The organism is Erythrobacter sp. HL-111 (genome assembly GCF_900105095.1).
In the GTDB taxonomy this organism is placed as follows: domain Bacteria; phylum Pseudomonadota; class Alphaproteobacteria; order Sphingomonadales; family Sphingomonadaceae; genus Erythrobacter.
In genome coordinates this window covers 1,746,206-1,765,668 of record NZ_LT629743.1, presented here as the reverse complement: position 1 = coordinate 1,765,668, position 19,463 = coordinate 1,746,206, and the positions used below count along the sequence as shown (strand labels likewise).

Here is a 19,463-nt window from a genome sequence, read left to right as displayed (position 1 = left end):
CGCCACCGCCGCGGGCGTCGCCATGATGACGGGCGGTGCGCTGCAGGTCGCCCAGCAGGGCGGCGCGGTCCGCACGGCCGAACCGATGACGACCGAGGATCCCGATTACACGACCGATCTCGACGGCCGCCTGGTCGAGGTCGAGCGGCAGGGCAAGTACATCAAGACCGCGCCGCAGCTGGCCGAGCCGACATACATCAAGACGCGCGAGCGGATCGTGCCCGACGCCGAACCGCGCCGCCGGCGCATCGTCGAACGGACGATCGAATGCCAGCCCTATGCGGGCGCGCCTGACATGGCGACGAGCGTGCCGGCCGGTGCGGTGCAGGCCTATTTCGACCCGGCCGAATGTCCCCCGATCCAGCAGGTCGCCTATGCGCCCGCGCCGCTTCCGCCGCTTCCGCCGGTCCAGGGCGGCGGCGGTGCGGCGCCGCTCGTCGTCGGCGGCGGGCTCGGCGGGTTCGGCGGCGGGTTCGGCGGGGGCTTCTTCGGAGGCTTCTTCGGCGGCGGCGGGGGCGGTTCGTCCTCGGGCGACGTATCGGTCTCGACGACGACTTCCACCTCGGGCGGTTCGAGCTCGGGCGACGTGAGCTCGTCGGGCGATGTCAGCTCGACCTCGGGCGGCACGACCTCGACCGGGGGCTCCAACGGCGGGACGAGCGGGGTCGTCATCGACATCGACATCGACAATTCGAGCTCGACCACCTCGTCATCGGGCACGGTCAGCTCGACCTCCTCGACCGGCTCGATCTCGTCGTCGACCGGCCAGGTTTCGACCAGCACCTCGACCGGCGCGGTCTCCTCGAGCACGGGCAGCGTCTCGAGTTCTTCGGGCAACGTGTCGAGTTCGTCCTCTTCGTCCTCTTCTTCGTCCTCCTCCTCAAGCTCCAGCTCGTCATCCTCCAGCTCCTCGGGCGGGACCACGAGTGGCCACCCCGGTTCCACGTCCTCTTCGTCGGGCTCCAGTTCCGGCTCGTCCTCGTCCTCGTCTTCGGGCGGGGCGACCAGCAGCGGCGGCACCTCGGGCGACCTGACTAGCAGCACCAGTTCCTCCTCCTCAGGCTCGTCCTCCTCCAGCTCCTCGTCGAGTTCGGGTTCGAGCTCCGGCGGCTCGAGCACCGGCGGTTCGACGAGCAGCGGTTCCAGCTCGGGTTCGTCGTCGTCGTCCTCTTCGTCGAGTTCCTCGAGCTCCTCCTCGGGCGGGACCAGCAGCGGGATCGAAGTTCCCGCACCGCCGATGGTCGGCCTGTTCGGCCTCGCCGCGGCCGCGATCCTGCGGCGGAGGAAGGGCAAGGGGGACAGGCGGGCAAGGACCACGGCCTGACGCCGACCCGCAGGACCGCCCGTCAGCGGCCAACAAGCCCACGCCATGGGTGCAGGCGGCACCCGTTCCCGATGATGCGGCCGGAGCGGCTTTCCGGGGCCCTGTTGCTCGCCACGAACAGCGTCCCCGCGTCGGCAGTGCGGGAACTGGCCGGATCATGCAAGGCGCGCGGAGCCGCGACCGGATCGACCCCGCGGATCGACCTGGAGCGGCGCGCGCTTATTCGGGCTGGACGATCGCGCCGCCCGCTTCCTGCCAGGCGAGAATTCCGCCCGCAAGATGCCGCTCCGGTTCGCCTGCCTGCGCGGCGAGCCTTTCGGCGGCCTTGGTCGAGCGGCTGCCCGAGCGGCAATAGAACACCACCGTTTCGTCCTCCGCCACGTTGAGCGCGGCGGGGTCGAATTCGTCGAGCGCGATGTGGTGCGCCCCGGGGATCATGCCGGCGGCGACCTCTTCATCGGTGCGGACGTCGATCAGCCGCACGTTTCCCGCCCCCAGTCGCGCAATGAGTTCGGCGGGGGAGACATCGATCACCGGACCGGCGGGCGCCGCGAACCCGGCCTGCGCGGAGGCGAGTTCGAAACCCAGCGGCGGGCCGGAGCCGCGCTTTCCATCGCCCCTTTCGGCCGACGGCGCGCAGGCCGCCAGGGTCGCAAGGCCGGCAAGGCTCAGGAAAAGCACGCTCCGCATCGGTTTTCTCCGTTCCAGTCGCAGCTCCCTCAGGCGGCGAGTTTGCGCAGCACGTAATGGAGGATGCCGCCGTGGCGGTAATACTCCATTTCGTTCGCCGTATCGATACGGCAGAGCGCGGTGAAGGTGAATTTCGTCCCGTCCTTGCGCGTGACCTCGATCTCGACGTCCTGCGCCGGGGCAAGATCGGCCAGCCCCTTGATGCTGAAGGTGTCGTCGGCGGTGAGGCCGAGCGTCTTGCGCGTGTCGCCGTCCTTGAACTGCAGCGGCAGCACGCCCATCCCGACGAGGTTCGAGCGGTGGATGCGCTCGAAGCTTTCGACGATGACCGCGCGCACGCCCAGGAGGATCGTGCCCTTCGCCGCCCAGTCGCGGCTGGAGCCGGTGCCGTATTCCTTGCCCGCGACGACGACGAGCGGCGTGCCGTCCGCCTTGTGCTTCATCGCGGCGTCGTAGATCGGCATCTGCTCGCCATTATAGGTGGTGTAGCCGCCCTCGACCCCCGGCACCATTTCGTTCTTGATGCGGATGTTGGCGAAGGTGCCGCGCATCATCACTTCGTGGTTGCCGCGACGCGAGCCGTAGGAGTTGAAGTCCTTCTTCTGCACCTGGTTCGAAACCAGGTAGGCACCCGCGGGCGAATCCTCCTTGATCGAACCGGCGGGCGAGATGTGGTCGGTGGTGACGCTGTCGCCGAGGATCGCGAGCGGTTTCGCATCGACGATGTCGGTGACGGGGGCGGGGGTCATCTCCATCCCTTCGAAATAGGGCGGATTGGCGACATAGGTGGACCCGGCGCGCCATTGATAGGTGTCCGACGGTTCGACCGTGATCGCCTGCCAGTGCTCGTCGCCGTCATAGACGTTGGCGTAGCGCGATTCGAACATCGAGCGATCGATGTTGGCCGCACGGTGCTCGGCGATCTCGGCATTGGTCGGCCACAGGTCGGCGAGCATCACGTCGTTGCCATCATTGTCCTGGCCGAGCGGGGTGGTGGTGATGTCCTCGGTCACCGTGCCCTTGAGCGCATAGGCGACGACCAGCGGCGGCGAGGCGAGGAAGTTGGCGCGCACGTCGGGCGAGACGCGGCCCTCGAAATTGCGGTTGCCCGACAGGACCGAGGCCGCGACGATGTCGTTCTCGTTGATCGCGGCCGAGATCGGCGGGGCGAGCGGGCCGGAATTGCCGATGCAGGTGGTGCAGCCGTAGCCGACGAGATCGAAGCCGATCGCGTCGAGATCGGCCTGCAGGCCGGACTTCACGAGGTAGTCGGTGACCACCTGCGATCCGGGCGCGAGGCTGGTCTTGACCCACGGCTTGGGCTTCAGTCCGCGCTCGTTCGCCTTGCGCGCGACGAGGCCGGCGGCGATCAGGACATCGGGGTTCGAGGTGTTGGTGCAGCTCGTGATCGCGGCGATCACCACGTCGCCGTCGCCGATATCGTGGTTCGCGCCCTCGACGCCGACGCGCAGCGGCTTGTCCTTCTTGTAGACTTCCTTGAGGTCGCGGTTGAACAGCTCGCCCACCTCGGGGAGGATGACCTTGTCCTGCGGGCGCTTCGGCCCGGCGAGACTGGGCACCACGCTCGCCATGTCGAGTTCGAGCGTGCTGGTGAAGACCGGCTCGGCATGGGGATCGAACCACATGCCCTGTTCCTTCGAATAGGCTTCGACGAGCGCGATGGTCTCTTCCGACCGGCCGGTGAGGCGCAGGTATTCGATGGTCTTGTCGTCGATGCCGAAGAAGCCGCAGGTCGCGCCGTATTCGGGGGCCATGTTGGCGATGGTCGCGCGGTCGGCGAGGGTGAGGTTGGCGACACCCGGACCGTAGAATTCGACGAAACGGCCCACCACGCCCACCTCGCGCAGCATCTGCACGCAGGTCAGCACGAGATCGGTCGCGGTCACGCCTTCGGCCATGCGGCCATCGAGGCGGAAGCCGACGACTTCGGGGATCAGCATCGAGATCGGCTGGCCCAGCATCGCGGCCTCGGCCTCGATCCCGCCGACGCCCCAGCCCAGCACGCCGAGGCCGTTGATCATCGTCGTATGGCTGTCGGTGCCGACGCAGGTGTCGGGATAGGCGACCATCACGCCGTCCGGCCCTTCGGACGACCACACGCCGCGCGCGATGTGCTCCAGGTTGACCTGATGGCAGATCCCCGTGCCCGGCGGTACGGCGGAGAAGTTCTCGAAGCTCTTGGAACCCCACTTGAGGAAGTCGTAACGCTCGGCATTGCGCTCGTATTCGAGCGCCATGTTGGCTTCCATCGCCTTGGGATGGCCGAATTCGTCGACCATGACCGAATGGTCGATGACGAGGTTGACCGGGACCAGCGGGTTGATCTTCTGGGTATCGCCGCCCAGCTGCTTGATCGCATCGCGCATCGCGGCAAGGTCGACCACGCAGGGCACGCCGGTGAAATCCTGCAGCAGCACGCGCGCGGGGCGGTACTGGATCTCGCTCCCGGTCTTCGGATCCTTCTGCCAGTCGACGATCGCCTGGATATGCTCGCGCCCGACGGTGAAGCCCTCGTCCTCGAAGCGCAGCAGGTTTTCCAGCAGCACCTTCATCGAGATGGGGAGCTTCGACACGTCGCCCAGCGCCTCCGCCGCCTTGGCGAGCGAGTAATAGGCGTATTCCTTGCCGCCCACGTTCAGGGTCGAGCGGGTGCCCAGCGTGTCCTTGCCGGTATCGGTCATGTCGTATCCCATCCTTTTGGCTGTGCCCTTGCCCGCGCGCGGGCAGAGGGGTCCGGGCGCCTTGCGCGTCCGACTGAAATCCTTGCGCGCGCAATTGCTGGAGTGCGGGGCCAAGGTCAAGGGCGCGCGAAGGTCCGGGCGGGCGGAATCGGACCCTCCGTGGTCAAATCCCGGTCGGATCGCCCGCGGCCCCGGCCCCGGGCGTTTCCGGGGCGCGCCGGGTGACCAGCCAGCACCCCGCGACGATCAGCGCCGCCCCGGCGAGCGTGGGCAGGGCCAGTTCCTCGCGGAAGAACAGCCAGCCGAACAGGCTCGCCCAGAGGAAGCCCGAATATTCGATCGGGACCAGCGCCTGCGCCTCCTCACGGGCATAGGCCCAGGCGATGGCGAGCGATGCCGCGACGGTGAGCGCCCCGGCGGCCGCGAGCCCGCCCATCACCTCAATCCGCGGCATTTCCCAGGCGAACGGCGCGAAGGCGAGGAGGAAGAGCCCGCCGATGCCCGAATGGAAGGTCGCGATCTCGACCGGGCCGGCGAGCTGGCTCTGGCGGCGGATGACGACGAAGGTATATGCGTAGAGCACCGCGGAAAAGGCGAGCGCGGCAAGCCCCTCGGCAGCCTCGCGCCCCATCTCGCCCTCGCCGATGCGGCCGCCGACGATCACCAGCGTTCCCGCAAGGCCCAGCAGGCTCGCCGCGATCGCCTCGCGCCGGACCGTCTCGCCGAGCAGGATGCTCGCGAGATAGAGCGCGAGCAGTGGCGCGACGAAGGACAGCGCGATCGCCTCGGCGAGCGGGAGCCGCGTCAGCGCGAAGAAGAAGGAAAGCGCCATGACGGCCGAGACGATCCCGCGTTCGAGATGCAGGCGCAGCAGGGCCCCGCGCGGCCAGGCCGGCCCGCGCGCCAGCCAGAACGGTGCGATCAGCGCCGCCCCGATCAGCGAACGCAGCACGGTCGCGGTGTAGGCCCCGGTCGCGAGCGCGGCGCCTTTCATGAAGGCGTCCATCAGCGCGAGGAAGCCGACCCCGGCGAAGGCGGCGGCATAGGGCGCGAGGCGCCGGGGAGGCGGGATGGCGTCGGGCATTGCTTCGCGTTTTCCTAGCCCCGCGCCGCGCCCGTGAACAGGATTCAGCGCAGCGAAAGCGAGGATGATTGATAGGGGGTGGCCGCTGCCATTATATCGGGCGGTACATAACACGATGCCGCGCGCGAAACGCGGCGCAGGACGGACGGTGGAACGGCACATGACATTGAGGGCTCACCTGCTGGCGGGCGGCATCGCCGCCGCGCTCGCGATTGGCGGCGGGGTCGCGGCGCAGGAGCCCGGGGCGGAGGACCTGCGTCCCGCCGACCAGCAGGAGGAGCGCGCGGCGAGGCCACCGGCGAAAGCCGAGGCCGGTTTCGACGAGGCGTTCCCGCGGATGATCTCCGATCCGGTGGTGCAGGGCGATCTCGATCCGCCGGGTCCGCTGGTGCGGCCCTGGACGATCGCCAATGCCGAAAGCCTCGTCGCCTTCATCGAGGGGATCGCGCGCGAGGGCCTCGACCCGGCCGACTACGACCTTGCCGCCTTGCGGACCGCCTTGCGCTCCGGCCCGTCGGAGGAACTCGACGCGCTCGCCTCGCGCAATTTCGTCTGGCTGGTCGAGGACCTGCGCGACGGGCGCACCCCGATGGACGCGCGCAAGCAGTGGTTCGTGGTCGATCCCGACCGCGACATCTTCCGCACGCCGGACCTCTTGGAAACGGCGCTGGAGACGGGCGACATCGCGGGCACGCTGGAGGCTCTCAACCCGACCTATCCCGATTACGCCCGCCTGCGCGACGAACTCGCCGCGACGCCGCCGGACGATGCCGCGAAGCGCAAGCTGATCCGCGCCAACATGGACCGCTGGCGCTGGCTGCCGCGCGATCTCGGCAGGCTCTACCTCATCACCAATGTCCCCGAATACCAGCTTCGCCTGACGGTGGGCGACAAGACGCTGAAGACCTATCGCACCATCGTTGGCAAGCCGGGACGCACCGCGACGCCGCAGCTCGCCGAAATGGTCGAAGGCGTGGTGTTCAACCCGACCTGGACCGTGCCGCAGTCGATCGTCAGGGGCGAAGGGCTGGGCCAGCGCGTGCTTTCCGATCCCGCCTGGGCGCGGGCCAAGGGTTACAAGGCGACGCGCGGCGCGAACGGCTACATCACCGTCGTCCAGCAGCCCGGGCCGACCAATTCGCTGGGCCGGGTGAAGCTGGAGATGCCGAACCCGCACGCGATCTTCTTCCACGACACGCCCTCGCGCCACCTCTTCGCGCAGGACGACCGCGCGCTCAGCCATGGCTGCATCCGCACCGAGGGCGCGCTCGAACTGGGCATGACGCTGGCGATCCTCGGCAAGGGCGCGAGCCGCGACGAGGCGGTCGAGATCTCGACCTCGGGCGAATACACCAAGGTCATGATCGAGCGGCATATCCCCGCCTACATCACCTATTTCACCTACGGCACGAACGTGGAGGGCGAGATGACCGAGTTCGAGGACATCTACGATCGCGACGCGCCGGTGCTGGCGAGCCTCGACGAGCCGCGGGTGCGCAACCGGACCGACGTGATCGACGACGAGGTGATCGTGATCGAGAACGATCCGCGCGACGAGGGCTGAACGGCCTAGCCTCTCTTATTCACGGCGATGCGGTTGGGCGCCTCTCGGCGCGAGCTTGACGCCACTGCTGCGTGCGGCGGCGTAGAGCGGGCGTGCGGCACCGCTGGCGTCTGTTTCACCGCGCTGTGATCGATGGGCTTTTCTGGTTGAAGGACTTGGCTCGGGGTTTCTGCGGCACTGCCGCGCCCGCTACGTCGGCGCAGGCTTGAGCGCGAGAACGATGGCACGCATCAGATCGGCATCGGGGCACGCAGAGGCGAACGCTACGCGGATTCGGGTGGCGCTTTCCATGACGCGGGCAGCAACCTTGAGCAGCCGCAGGCGCAGGGTCGTAAACTCGGCTTTTGCCAGAGCGGTGGTCTTTGGGATCGCCTGCTGAACGCGCCACAGCAGCCAGTAGGCAGCGGTGTGCAGGATCAGGCGCATCTGGTTGGCGTTCGCCGACCGGCACGAGGTGCGGTCACTGGCCAGCTGGGTCTTGTGCAGCTTGATCAGGTTCTCGGCCTGCCCGCGCGCACAGTAGAGCGTGTCATAGATGTATTCAGCCGAGCCTTGGGTTAGCGATGTGACGACATAGCGGATATCCATGCCCAGCGTGCTGGCCTCGATCCTGGCGACGACGCGGCGCTGGCGGTTCCAGCTCTTCGCGCCGTAGCGGGTCTCGGCATAGCTGCGCAGGACCGGGAGTTGGCACTCGGCGCGGCGGACCGCGCAGGCATCGGCGGCAGTGACGATAACCGGATCAGCGCGCAGCGCGGCGTTGGTCGGCAGACCGAACACGTAATCGACATGGGCCGCCTCGCAGAAGGCCATGACCTCGGGCCGTCCATAATGCCCGTCACCGCGGATGGTGATGTGGGTATCAGGCCAGTGGCGGCGAAGATGGCGCACCAGACGCCGGATATGCCCTGCCGCCTCCTTGCCAGAAGGCGTCTTGCCCGTGCGCAGCAGCATCGCCACCGGCCGGCCCGTTGCCGTGTCGTAGACATGGATCGGCAGGAAGCAGCGCTCCCCATGATGTCCGTTCCAGAAGGAGAGTTGCTGATAGCCGTGCACGACGTCGCAGGTGTCATCGATATCCAGCGTCACCGCCGCCGGCGGAGTGGGGTAGCTGGCGCAGTAGATGTCGATCATGATCCCCAGCATCTTTGCCAGCTCGCGCGTGCTCGGCGCATTCTCCCAGCGGCTCATCGTCGGTTGGCTGGCCAACCCCGCACCCGATCCCGGCAGCTTGCCCAGCGCAAGGCGGAAGCCCGGATCATCGCGCAGAGCGTCGAGATCATCGGCATCCTCATAGCCGCAGGCGATCGCGAACATCCGCGCGCGCAGGATATCTTCAAGCCGATGAACCACCCGAGCAGGATCGCGCGGATCGGCAATACACGCCGCAAGCCGCTGGCAGAGCCCCATCATGCGCTCGGCCTGAGCCAGCACCAGCACCCCGCCATCCGAGGTCAGCCTGCCGCCGTCAAACGCAGCTGTGACCTTCTTGCCGCGCACTGCTGGAAACGAAAATACGGACGCGCTATCATCGCATCCGGCGGGTGTGGTCTGTGGCATATTTTGCCCCGTTGCAGGTCTGGCTTAAGCAACCACATTCCTACAACAATGCAAATGCTTACGCCACTCCCGCCAACCCGTCAGACCACTGCCGGTGAATAATCCGGGCTAGGGGAGCGAACTTTCGAGCAGGATTTCTCGGCGATACAGGATCGCTGCGGGCAGGGCGTAGGGGAGGCAAACCAGCAGAACGGCCTGCCATTCCCCGCTCGCCAAGGTGAGTATCGCGCCGATCAATGGAGTTTTGAAAAACAGGAGGGCGATGATCGCGGCGCCGATCGGTGCCGACTTGATGCTTGTCGCCGTAATCGCACGGTCCTCAGGAGAGGGGGCGTGGCTCATCACCTCAGAACGCGCCGGTAACGTAGCGCTGGAGATCGGAAGGCCTGCTCGGGCGCAGAGGCTCGAGATTCGCCGACTGGAACGAACCGTCCTCCTGCAGGCCTAGGCTGTCGGCGAACAGCAGGCGTCCGCCCGACAGGTTCATCAAAGCGATGCGGAACTGTTCTTCGCCCATCGCGAAGCAGCCGTTCGACCGGCCGAGCCTGCCCCAACGGTCGATATGCGACGGCTCGGCATAATCGGCGCGGTGCATCACGATGTAGCGGCGCAGCGCGTTGTCGTTGGTCTCGTCGAGCCCGCCGAGGCGCACGCTGGTGCCGTAGCGGCCCTTGTACCATTCCCACGTGACATAGGCCCCGCGGCTGGTCGCGTTCGAGCCTTCGACATTGGAATAGCGGTTGAGCACGCCGTCATGTTCGGGGTCGGAACCCTGCCCGTGGCTGACGTGGTAGGAATGCACTTCCTGCAGGTCGAGATTGACGAAGTGGAACCGCCGCTCCGCCGAATGGACGCCGTAATCGGCGATGCCGACGATGTCGCGCTTCCAGATCGAATCGCCCGCCCTTTCGAGTTCGCGCCGGGCGATGGCGAAGAGCGCGCGGTCGCGGGCGGAGCCCTTGATCGGCTGGGCGGCGAGACGGGCCGGGGGCAGGGCGAGCACGGCACCGGCGGCAAGGCCGGTCTTGATCAGGTCGCGGCGTTTCATCATCGCCGCCCAATATGACCGATCCTTGCTTTCGCCACAATGAAAATGCTCCTGCGGGTCGGCCTCAGCCGGCGAAGCGCGCGTTCTCGTCCGCCATCGCCAGCATCGAACGGGCGTGACGGCGGGCGACGGCGCGCTGGTCCGCGCCATATCCGCCGCCGAGCGCCGAGGCGACCGGAAGCCCGCGGCCCCGCGCCTCGCGCAGCACGAACCGGTCGCGCCGCTCCAGCCCCTCGTCCGTCAGCGCGAGCCGTCCGAGCTTGTCGTCCACGTGCGGATCGACGCCGGCCTGGTAAAGCACGAGGTCGGGTGCGAAATCGTCCATGATCCCCGGCAGGTGCGCGGCGAGCGCTGCCATGTAGCCTTCGTCGCCGAGCCCGTCGGGCAGCGGCACGTCGCAGTTCGAACGCGCCTTTCGCACGGGAAAATTCTTCTCCGCATGGAGCGAAAGCGTGAAGATGTCGTCCCTCAGCGCGGTCAGGCTTGCGGTCCCGTCGCCCTGGTGGACGTCGAGATCGACGATCAGGATGCGGCGCGCGCTGCCCTCCGCGATCAGGCGGTTGGAGGCAACCGCGAGGTCGTTGAAGACGCAATAGCCCGCGCCCGTGTTCTCCAGCGCATGGTGGCTCCCCGCCGCGCTGTTGGCGGCGTAGCCGTGGCGCAGGGCGAGCCGCGCGGCGAGCCATGTCCCGCCATTGGTGTGCCGCACGCGGTCGCGGATGCGCTCGGTCACGGGAAAGCCGATGCGCCGCTCCTTGTCGCGCGGGACGCTGGCGGTGAAGACCTCCTCGACATATTCGGGATCGTGCACCGCTTCGAGCCATTCGCGCGGGCAGGGGGCGGGCGCGTGTTCGGTGATCGCAGCGCCGCCGTTTCGGGCCTGCACGCGCAGCTCCTCCATGACGAGGTAATACTTGTCGAACCGGAACGTGCCGCGCTCCGGGCGCGGGGCCATGTAATCGGCGTGGTGGACGACGTGGAGCATGAACCCGGCTCAAACGGGCGCATCGGCGAGCCGTTCCAGCTCCACGACAATCGCCTCCTCGCTCCTGCTCGCCGCATTGCGCCAGGTCGTCGCGGTGCCGGCGTGGATCGGCACGCTCCCGGCGATCAGCACGAGGAGGTTCGGCGTGCCGGAAGGCTCGTCCAGCCCGAAGCGGCGCGCGACGGCAGGCTTATGCCCGTTGCTGGTCTGAGGCATCCCGATATCGACGAGGACGACCTCGTATTCACGCTCGACAAGTGCTTCGATCCGCGGGAAACGGCACTGATGCCCGGATCACTCGCGGTGGTCCTCGATCCGCAATTGCCCGATGTGCAGCACGTCGACCTTGGCCTCGCGGATGTGCAGGCGGCGCACGGCGAGACGGCCTATCGCGAGCGTTCCGATCGCGAGCGCGCCCACCGCCAGCGCCCCGATGGCGAGAGCACCGATCGCCGCGGCCCCGCTCGACACCGCGCCCGCCGAAGCGGCGCCGATGGCCCGGGGAGGCGCAAGGGCGGGGCGCCCGGCCACCTTACTCGGCGGCTTCGGGAGTCGGCGCCGGCTCCGGCTCCGGCTCCGCCTGGGGCGCGTGCGGATCGAAGGCCACCGCCTCGCCCGCCTCGATCGCGGCGGCCTTTTCCTCGACCAGGCGCACGATGTGGTCGAGCATGGCCTCGTCGTCGATCGCGTGCGCCTTGACGCCCGACAGGTACACCATGTGCTTCCCGTTGCCGCCGCCGGTCAGGCCGATATCGGTCTCGCGCGCTTCGCCCGGACCGTTGACGACGCAGCCGAGCACCGAGAGGCTCATCGGGGTCTTGATGTGTTCGAGCCGCTTTTCGAGCGTTTCGACGGTGCGGATCACGTCGAAGCCCTGCCGCGAGCAGGACGGGCAGGAGACGACGCGCACGCCGCGGGTGCGAAGGCCGAGCGCCTTCAGCATCTCGTAGCCGACCTTGATCTCTTCCTCCGGTTCGGCGGAAAGCGAGACGCGGATCGTGTCGCCGATCCCGGCCCACAGCAGCGAGCCCATGCCGATCGACGATTTCACCGTCCCGCCGATCAGCCCGCCCGCCTCGGTTATGCCGAGATGCAGCGGGCAATCGACCGCGTCGGCAAGCCCGTGATAGGCTGCAACCGCGAGGAAGACGTCGGACGCCTTCACCGCGACCTTGAATTCGTGGAAGTCGTGGTCCTGCAACAGCTTGATGTGGTCGAGCGCGCTTTCGATCAGCGCTTCGGGGCAGGGCTCGCCGTATTTTTCGAGCAGGTCTTTCTCGAGGCTGCCCGCGTTGACCCCGATGCGGATCGCGCAGCCGTTCGCCTTGGCCGCGCGCACGACCTCGGCGACGCGGTCGGCCGAGCCGATATTGCCGGGGTTGATGCGCAGGCACGCCGCGCCCGCATCGGCCGCCTCGAGCGCGCGCTTGTAGTGGAAATGGATGTCGGCGACGACCGGGATGCGCGCCGCGCGGGTGATCTGGCGGAAGGCCCGGGTCGATTCCTCGGTCGGGCAGGAGACGCGGATGATGTCGCAGCCGACATCCTCGCAGCGGCGGATCTGGTCGACCGTCGCCTTCACGTCCTCGGTCGGGGTGTTGGTCATGGTCTGCACCGTGATCGGGGCGTCGCCGCCCACGGGCACGTTGCCCACCATGATCTGCCGGCATTTGCGCCGCTCGATATCGCGCCAGGGTCTCACAGACATGCGCCCGATATAAACATCCGGGCGTTGCGGGGCAATGACATGCTTGGGCGCGCGAGCCCCCTGCGCCCGGCCGCGCGATTTGCCCGAAGGCTATGCGGGGAAGCTGACGCCCGTCATGCGCTCGCTCATGTCCCACAGCCGCGCGGCCGTATCCGGGTCGAGGGCGTAGGGGCGCACGCCGCGATCGGTCGCCTCCGCCTCGATCGCGGCCTCCCGGCAGTCCTCGCAATAGAAGCCGCCGCGTCCCTCGATCGTCTCGCTGGTCGCGGCCCAGACGCTGGTCGCCGCGCCTTGCGGGATCGATTTCCACGAGTAACCGGGATCGTTCTTGCTGATGTACTGCATCAGGCCCTGTGCCATTTCCGTGGTCAGGTGCCGGCCGAGATTGGTGTCGATCCCGCCGGGATGGACCGCATAGGCGTGGATGCCCTTCGCGCCGAACCGGTTTTCGAGCGCGACGGTGAACAGGACATTGGCGGTCTTGGACTGGCCGTAACTCGCCCAAGGATCATATTCGCGCCGCTCGAAATGGGGATCGTCGAGATCGACGCCGGTCATCTGGTGCGCGCGGCTCGACAGGTTGACGATGCGCCCGCTGCCGGGCCGGCCTGCCGCCGCCTCGATCAGCGGCATCAGCCCCGCGGTGAGCGCGAAATGGCCGAGATGATTGGTCCCGAACTGGCGCTCGAACCCGTCCTTCGTGTGTTCGAAGGGCGTCGCCATGACCCCGGCATTGTTGATGAGGAGGTCGATTCGCGCGAATCGCTCCCGCGCCTCCCCGGTGCAGGCGCGCACGCTCGCAAGGTCGGCGAGGTCGCAGGCGATCGTTTCGACCGACTCGCTCCCCGTGTCCGCGCGGATCGCCTTCGCCGCCGCGGCGAGCTTTTTCTCGTCGCGCCCGGCGAGCACCACCTGCGCGCCCTTGCTGGCGAGCGCGCGGCCGGTTTCCCGGCCCAGCCCCGAATTGCCGCCGGTGATGAAGGCGGTGAGGCCGGACAGGTCCCTGCCTTCCAGAACCTCGTCGGTGGTCGTTTCCTTGCCGTAGGTCATCGCGAATTCTCCCCTGAGCGCATCTTGGCATTCTGCGCGGGGTTGGGCTAGGCAGCCAGGCCATGAAAAACGCCATGTTCGCCGCGCTCGCCGCGCTTTTCGCCCTTGCCTCTCCGCTTGCCGCACAGGAATCCGCCATGCCGCCCGACGAGCCGAAATGGTCGATCGCGATCCATGGCGGGGCGGGGACGCTCGATCCCGACCGGATGACGGCGGAACGCCGCGCCGAATACGAGGCCGCCTTGCAGGAAGCGCTCGATGCGGGGGCGGCGGTGCTGGCGGACGGCGGCAGCGCGGTGGACGCGGTGAAGGCCGCGATCATCCCGATGGAAAATTCGCCGCTGTTCAATGCGGGCAAGGGCGCGGTGTTCACTTGGGAAGGCCGCAACGAGCTCGACGCCTCGATCATGGACGGGCGCGACCGCAGTGCGGGCGCGGTGACGGGCGTGACGACGATCAGGAACCCGATCCTGCTCGCCGACGCGGTGCGGAGCGAGAGCGAACACGTTTTCCTGATGGGCAAGGGCGCTGAAAGCTTCGCTGCGACGCAGGGCATCGAAACCGCCCCGCCCGAATATTTCGCCACCGAATCGCGGCGCGAGGCGCTTGAACGGATGAAGGCGCGCGAGCTGTCCGCGCTCGACGTCGATCACAAGTTCGGGACCGTGGGCGCGGTGGCGCTCGACAGCCAAGGCAACCTTGCTGCGGGCACCTCGACCGGCGGGATGACGGGCAAGCGCTGGGGCCGCATCGGCGATGCCCCGGTGATCGGCGCGGGGACCTATGCGGACAATCGCAGCTGTGCCGTGTCAGCGACAGGGTGGGGCGAATATTTCATCCGGGTCGGCGTGGCGCAGGAGATCTGCTCGCGGCTTCGCTTCGTCGAATCCGAGGCGTTCGCCGCGATGATGGCTGATGGCGACGCAACCGGACCCGCCGAGCTCGACGATGATCTTCGAACCGAAATGCAGCAGCGGGTCGCGGACGCCGTGATGGCCGAGGTCAAGCAGCTCGGCGGTGATGGCGGGGTGATCCTCGTCACGCCGGAAGGCAACGCGCTCTACAGCTTCAACACCACCGGCATGTATCGCGGCCGTGCCAACAGCGAAGGGCTCAGCGAAGTCGCGATCTTCGGCGGCGAGGCGGAAGCGGGCGCATCGAACACGCCCGACCATTGAAGCGCCTTCCCTTGAGGGGAGGGGAACGGGAGGGTTTCAGAAGATGTTGCCCACCAGCGGAAGGCCGTCTTCGCGCTCGGCGAAATCCTCGATCACCTCGCCCACGCTGGCGAGCGCGGCTTCGCTGCCTTCGTCCATCCCGTCATGCGTTTCGCGCGCCCGGTAATAGGCCGCGAAGGTGACCGGCGGATGTTCGGGGGGGCGGGCGAAGCCGATGTCGACATAGCTCGACCCGATCCCGGGCCAGATCGATGTGCCGGTCTTGTCGCCCGCGATCCAGCTTTCGGGGAGCCCCGCGCGCACCCGCCGCGCGCCGGTAGGCGTGTCGATCATCCATTGCCGCAGCCTTGCGCGCTCGGCCTCGGGCATCACGTCGCCATAGGCGAGCTTCGCCACGGTGCGCGCCATCGCCGCGGGCGTCGTCGTGTCGCGGTATTCGGTGACGGGCACGTTGTTGAGTTCGGGTTCGTACCGGTCGAGCCGGCTTTCCCCGTCCCCGATGCTGCGCCAGAAGCCGGTCAGCGCCGCCGGGCCGCCGAGTTCGCGCAGGAGGATGTTCGCCGCCGCGTTGTCCGAATATTTCTGCGTGTATTCCGCCAGTTCGAGCAGGGTCGCGCCCTCGGCCAGCCGCCTTTCGGTGAAGGGCGAAACCGGCATGAGGTCGCCCTTCGTCCACGTCACCCGGCGGTTCGCGTCGATCTCCCCCGCCGCATCCAACGCCAGCACCATCGCCGCCAGCGACAGCTTGAAGGATGAACAATGCCCGAAGCGCCGGTCGCGGTTGAGGCCGACCGACACGCCCGTCGCCGTCTCGTGGATCTCGACGCCCAGCGTCCCGCCCGCCTTCGCCTCGATCAGGCGCAGGCTCGCCTGCATCCGCCCGAGCGGGCTCTGGTCCGGCGGCACGCAGGCGGCAAGGCCCAGCGCCGCGCTTCCGGCGATAAAGCCGCGTCGATCGATCGTCACAGGCGGCGCTCCATGCACAGGCTGAATTCGTCCGGGAGGTAAGGCCCGAAGCCCGCGCTTTCGACGAAACCGTGGCTTTCGTAAAGCCTGAGCGCAGGGCGAAAGGGTTCGGTCTTGCAGGCGGGCGACCAGCTATGCATCTCGGCGAGGTGCAGGCGAAGCAGGTCGAGCACGTCCGCGCTCGTCAGGTCGTCGGGCGCGATGGTGAAGCCGCTCACGAGAACTTGTCCGCCTTGCGCTTGCCGAACCGCATGTCGCCTTCGAGCTTCGCGCGAAGCTGGGCATAGAAGGCCTCGAGGAAGGCGCGCTCGTCGCCCGCGCCCGGGTCCCACCCGATCTTGCGGCAGATCGCCGCGTGGACCGATGCGAGCGCCGCGGCCTGGTCCTCGCGCAGGATGCGTTCAAGCGTCTGGAGCTCGCGCTCGCCATAGACCGAGAGCTCCTCCTCCCCGAAATCGTAGCGCGCGCCGGTGACCGCGCTCGTCCCGGCGGCCGCGGCTCCCTGCGTCGACAGCGCTTCGGCGAGCCGCGTGCGCGGAGCCTCGACCACCCAGGTTCCCGCGATCACGTCGCCCGCGCGCAGGGCGTCCCTGTTGAAGAAGGGGAAGGCCATGAAGATCAGGAACCAGACCAGCCCGGCGATCCCGGCATTGCCCTGCTCGCCCGATGGCGCCATCAGCAGGAAGAGGACGGGCATGAACAGTTCGATGTCGCGGATGAGGTTGCGCGCGATCACCGCCTCGGGCGTGAGCCGCCCGCCGCCCCCGCTTTCCCCCGGCCGCGCGGCGACGCGGATGCCGACCAGCCGCTTGCCCGGGGTCGCCCCGCGCGGGCCGAGCTCGAAGGCGAGGAAATACCCGTAGCGCGCCGCAAAGACGAGCAGGATCGCAAGGATCAGCACGAACTCGCCCGCCGCCGAGATCCTGTCGCCCGCGCTGCCCAGGCTCTCGCCCAGCACCGCCATGAACAGCAGGCTGAAGACGATCTGGATCACGAACAGGGCGAACAGGATGATGATGAAATCGATCGCCAGCGCAGCTATGCGGCTCCCGCGCGAGGCGATGGTGACGGGCAGGGCCAGCCCCTCTGGCGTGACGAGGCTGCGCTGCCGCTTCGCCCGCGGGTCGGCGGGGCCGTCGGCCCGGGCGGGGCCGGAAGGCCGGGCAGCCGCGCTCATGCCGGCTCGTCCGACGGGGCCGGGCGGTAGAGGAAGAAATAGGCGAGCCAGAAGGCGAGCAAGCTCCCCCCGATCGCGAAACGCCCCTCGCTGCTGCCGACCAGCTGGCGCGGGAAGGCCTCGAGCAGCGCGGCGATGATCATCATGATGACGACGCCCACCATGACGACCGCGCCGCGCCGCCCGCTTTGCGCCGCGGCGGCGAGCAGGCTGCGAGTCCCGGGAAAGGCCATCGAACGGCCGATGTGCAGCCCCGCCGCGCCCGACAGGAGGATGCCGAACAGCTCGGTCGTGCCGTGGACCGACAGCCAGGCGGCGAATTCGACCCCCAGTCCCGCGTCCGCGAACAGCCATAGGAAGGCGCCCAGCAGGGCCGTGTTGTGCACCAGCAGCAACAGCGAGGGGATGCCGAAGGCGAAGCCGAGCGCGAAGGCGAGGATGCACACGCCCGCGTTGTTGCTGAAAAGGAAGGCGGCGAAGCTCGACAATCCCGTCGTCCCGCCCTCGACGCCGAGGGTTTCCAGCAATTCCGCGCGGCTCGCCCCCGGGCGGCGGCTGTCGGCGAGGCTCGTGGGGACGAGGCGGTGGAACCATTCGGAATCCCCGGCCACCAGCAGCCAGCCGACGATCGTGCCCGAGACCATGACGAACAGCGCGATCGAGAGGTCGAGCCAAATCTCCCGCACCGCGCGGCTCCATCCGCCCAGCAGGAATTCGCGCAGCCAGGCGAACAGCCCCTTGCGCGGCCCGTAGACCTGGAACCAGGCGCGCTGGACGAGGCTTTCGAGATAGGCCAGCGTCGCCGCGTCGAGCGAGGTTTCGCGCGCCACCGCGAGCGAGGAGGCGGCGGTGCGATAGAGCGTCGGCAGGGCGAGCAGGTCCTCGTCCCCCACGCGCCTGAGGCCGCCTCTCTCCATCGCGGTGACGATCGCGTCCAGTCGCCGCCATTCGGCCTCGCGCTCCAGCCGGAAGCGGTCCGAGCGCAGCGCCGCGCCCGCGATGTCGGCGGGAGTCTCGATCTCCCGGCGGGAGAACCACGATCCGAGCGCGGGAGCCTTCATCCGCCGTCTCTCATCCAATCGCCTCGCTGCCGCGAATCGCGAGGTAGCGGTCGATCAGTTCGAATCCGACCGCTTTCCACGGCGCCTCGATCACGTCGACGCCCATGCGGCGCAGGCGCTGCAGCACGAGGCTGCGCTGCCGCGCGAGCGTGTCGGCGGTGACCGAGCGGGCGAGCGTGGCGATGTCGCCCGGCTCTTCCTCGATGAACGCCTCGAGCTCGCTGTCGGCGAAGGTCACGAACAGGACGAGGTGCTTGCGGACCAGCCGGGACAGGCTCTCGACCATCAGCTGGGCCGCGGTCGGATCGGTGAAATCGGAAAACAGCACGATCAGCGAGCGGCGCTGCAACCGTGCGGTCAGGGTGGCGAGCGCAAGGGTGAAATTGGGCTCGACGCTTTCGTAGTCGAGCGCGGCGGCGGCGCTCTGCAGCCGCGTGAAGCCGCGCGTGTCGTGGACGAAGGGGGTCATAAGCTGCGGGCGCCGGGCGAAGCCGAACAGGGCGGTGCGGTCGCCGCCCTTCAACGCGACATAGGCGCAGGTGAGCGCGGCGGAGACCGCCCGGTCGATCCGCGGCAGGCCGTCCAGCGGCTCGCACATGGCCTGCCCGCAATCGAAGGCGAACACGATCTGGTTGTTGCGCTCGGCCTCGTTCTCGCGCGCATAGAGGTGGTTGTGCCGCGCGCTCGCCTTCCAGTCGATGCGGCGGCGGTCCATGCCCGGCTCGTATTCCGAAAGCGCCTCGAACTGCGTCCCCTCGCCGCGGATGCGCCGGGCGATGAGGCCGCTGCGTTCGTCGCGCAGGAAGGCCTGCAATTCCTTCGAGCGCACGGGGGAAAGGTCGGGCCAGATGCGGATCTTGCTGCCGAGCCTTTGCGAGACCTGCCGCGCGCCGAGGCCCAGCGGGCCGGTCCAGCGCAGCCACAGCCGGGTGACGGGGGCCGTGCCGCGCCGTTCGGGCACGAGTTCGAGCGCGCCCGAGAACAGGCCGGGTTCCTCCCCCGGCGCGAGCTGCAATTCGGCCCGTCCGGCAAGGCCGAGCCGGGGATCGAATTCAAGCGCAGCCTCGGGTCGGCCGGCACCCGCGCGGAGCAGGGCATGGACTTCGATCATCGCGGGCTGCCCGACCTCGGTGTCGGCCGGGGCCGTGACCTCGCGCCGCGTGCATGGCCCCGCGGCGAGCCCGTCGAGCAGCACCAGAACCACCAGCGCGAGCGCGGCCGCGGGAGCAATCATCCATGCACCGGGCGCGGCCGAGGCGATCAGCAACGCGACCGGGGCGAGCCCCGCGACCAGCCACGCCGCGCGCACCGTCGGCACGATCGGCAGGGCCGGGAGACGGGCGAGGAGGGCGCGCAGGCGGTTCAT

The 19,463-nt window shown here is 68.4% G+C and carries 19 protein-coding genes; 2 read left to right on the top strand and 17 right to left on the bottom strand.

All coding sequences use genetic code 11. The annotated features are described in order from the left end of the window. Positions 1 to 372 precede the first annotated feature (372 nt). From BLU08_RS08340 to BLU08_RS08325, 4 genes are all read right to left on the bottom strand, one after another. Positions 373 to 1,293, bottom strand: coding sequence for a hypothetical protein (locus BLU08_RS08340; RefSeq protein ID WP_090198098.1), 921 nt, complete (start codon positions 1,291 to 1,293; stop codon positions 373 to 375). A 250-nt stretch (positions 1,294 to 1,543) separates the two neighbouring features. After that, positions 1,544 to 2,014 (bottom strand): rhodanese-like domain-containing protein, encoded by a 471-nt coding sequence (locus tag BLU08_RS08335; protein ID WP_090198095.1) that lies wholly within the window; start codon positions 2,012 to 2,014, stop codon positions 1,544 to 1,546. A gap of 29 nt (positions 2,015 to 2,043) precedes the next feature. Then, on the bottom strand, positions 2,044 to 4,716 hold the full coding sequence (gene acnA / locus BLU08_RS08330; protein ID WP_090201170.1) for an aconitate hydratase AcnA: 2,673 nt from the start codon (positions 4,714 to 4,716) through the stop codon (positions 2,044 to 2,046). 163 nt (positions 4,717 to 4,879) lie between these two features. Further along, a complete protein-coding gene (locus BLU08_RS08325) occupies positions 4,880 to 5,800 on the bottom strand; it encodes a DMT family transporter (RefSeq protein WP_090198092.1) in 921 nt (306 codons plus the stop codon). A gap of 160 nt (positions 5,801 to 5,960) precedes the next feature. On the opposite strand from BLU08_RS08325, the gene BLU08_RS08320 reads away from it, so the two are divergent. Then, complete coding sequence (locus BLU08_RS08320) at positions 5,961 to 7,364, top strand: L,D-transpeptidase family protein (protein ID WP_090198089.1); 1,404 nt, start codon at positions 5,961 to 5,963, stop codon at positions 7,362 to 7,364. A 189-nt stretch (positions 7,365 to 7,553) separates the two neighbouring features. Here the strand turns inward: BLU08_RS08320 and BLU08_RS08315 are convergent, their stop codons facing one another. From BLU08_RS08315 to BLU08_RS08280, 8 genes are all read right to left on the bottom strand, one after another. Continuing rightward, a complete protein-coding gene (locus BLU08_RS08315; protein WP_090193770.1) occupies positions 7,554 to 8,924 on the bottom strand; it encodes an IS1380 family transposase in 1,371 nt (456 codons plus the stop codon). A 108-nt stretch (positions 8,925 to 9,032) separates the two neighbouring features. Continuing rightward, positions 9,033 to 9,266 carry a hypothetical protein gene (locus BLU08_RS08310; protein WP_090198085.1) on the bottom strand — a complete coding sequence of 78 codons (234 nt, stop codon included), beginning with the start codon at positions 9,264 to 9,266 and terminating at the stop codon, positions 9,033 to 9,035. 4 nt (positions 9,267 to 9,270) lie between these two features. After that, complete coding sequence (locus tag BLU08_RS08305) at positions 9,271 to 9,972, bottom strand: murein L,D-transpeptidase catalytic domain-containing protein (protein WP_090201168.1); 702 nt, start codon at positions 9,970 to 9,972, stop codon at positions 9,271 to 9,273. A gap of 64 nt (positions 9,973 to 10,036) precedes the next feature. Further along, positions 10,037 to 10,957, bottom strand: a complete 921-nt coding sequence (locus BLU08_RS08300) for a histone deacetylase (RefSeq protein WP_233995912.1) — start codon at positions 10,955 to 10,957, stop codon at positions 10,037 to 10,039. 9 nt (positions 10,958 to 10,966) lie between these two features. Further along, positions 10,967 to 11,173: a hypothetical protein gene (locus BLU08_RS08295; protein ID WP_090198082.1), complete on the bottom strand. Its 207-nt coding sequence runs from the start codon at positions 11,171 to 11,173 to the stop codon at positions 10,967 to 10,969. Positions 11,174 to 11,251: 78 nt separating this feature from the next. After that, the gene (locus tag BLU08_RS08290; protein ID WP_233995911.1) at positions 11,252 to 11,428 is read right to left on the bottom strand and encodes a hypothetical protein; all 177 of its coding nucleotides are present in this window, start codon (positions 11,426 to 11,428) and stop codon (positions 11,252 to 11,254) included. Between the two features lie 61 nt (positions 11,429 to 11,489). Beyond that, positions 11,490 to 12,665, bottom strand: a complete 1,176-nt coding sequence (gene ispG / locus BLU08_RS08285) for a flavodoxin-dependent (E)-4-hydroxy-3-methylbut-2-enyl-diphosphate synthase (RefSeq protein WP_090198076.1) — start codon at positions 12,663 to 12,665, stop codon at positions 11,490 to 11,492. 90 nt (positions 12,666 to 12,755) lie between these two features. Beyond that, positions 12,756 to 13,715, bottom strand: coding sequence for an SDR family NAD(P)-dependent oxidoreductase (locus BLU08_RS08280; protein ID WP_090198073.1), 960 nt, complete (start codon positions 13,713 to 13,715; stop codon positions 12,756 to 12,758). Between the two features lie 62 nt (positions 13,716 to 13,777). Between BLU08_RS08280 and BLU08_RS08275 the strand changes: the two genes are divergently transcribed. Then, the gene (locus BLU08_RS08275) at positions 13,778 to 14,893 is read left to right on the top strand and encodes an isoaspartyl peptidase/L-asparaginase family protein (RefSeq protein ID WP_090198070.1); all 1,116 of its coding nucleotides are present in this window, start codon (positions 13,778 to 13,780) and stop codon (positions 14,891 to 14,893) included. A 36-nt stretch (positions 14,894 to 14,929) separates the two neighbouring features. Here the strand turns inward: BLU08_RS08275 and bla are convergent, their stop codons facing one another. From bla to BLU08_RS08250, 5 genes are read right to left on the bottom strand one after another with little or no spacing between them, the layout of a single operon-like run. After that, positions 14,930 to 15,859 carry a class A beta-lactamase gene (gene bla, locus BLU08_RS08270; RefSeq protein WP_090198068.1) on the bottom strand — a complete coding sequence of 310 codons (930 nt, stop codon included), beginning with the start codon at positions 15,857 to 15,859 and terminating at the stop codon, positions 14,930 to 14,932. Then, complete coding sequence (locus tag BLU08_RS08265; RefSeq protein ID WP_090198064.1) at positions 15,856 to 16,077, bottom strand: hypothetical protein; 222 nt, start codon at positions 16,075 to 16,077, stop codon at positions 15,856 to 15,858. Before BLU08_RS08265 ends, bla begins: the two co-directional genes overlap by 4 nt. After that, positions 16,074 to 17,036 carry an RDD family protein gene (locus BLU08_RS08260; RefSeq protein WP_090198061.1) on the bottom strand — a complete coding sequence of 321 codons (963 nt, stop codon included), beginning with the start codon at positions 17,034 to 17,036 and terminating at the stop codon, positions 16,074 to 16,076. Before BLU08_RS08260 ends, BLU08_RS08265 begins: the two co-directional genes overlap by 4 nt. Continuing rightward, positions 17,033 to 18,097, bottom strand: coding sequence for a stage II sporulation protein M (locus tag BLU08_RS08255; RefSeq protein ID WP_090198058.1), 1,065 nt, complete (start codon positions 18,095 to 18,097; stop codon positions 17,033 to 17,035). The genes BLU08_RS08260 and BLU08_RS08255 overlap by 4 nt, the downstream gene beginning before the upstream one ends. A gap of 10 nt (positions 18,098 to 18,107) precedes the next feature. Beyond that, positions 18,108 to 19,463, bottom strand: a complete 1,356-nt coding sequence (locus BLU08_RS08250; RefSeq protein WP_090198054.1) for a DUF58 domain-containing protein — start codon at positions 19,461 to 19,463, stop codon at positions 18,108 to 18,110.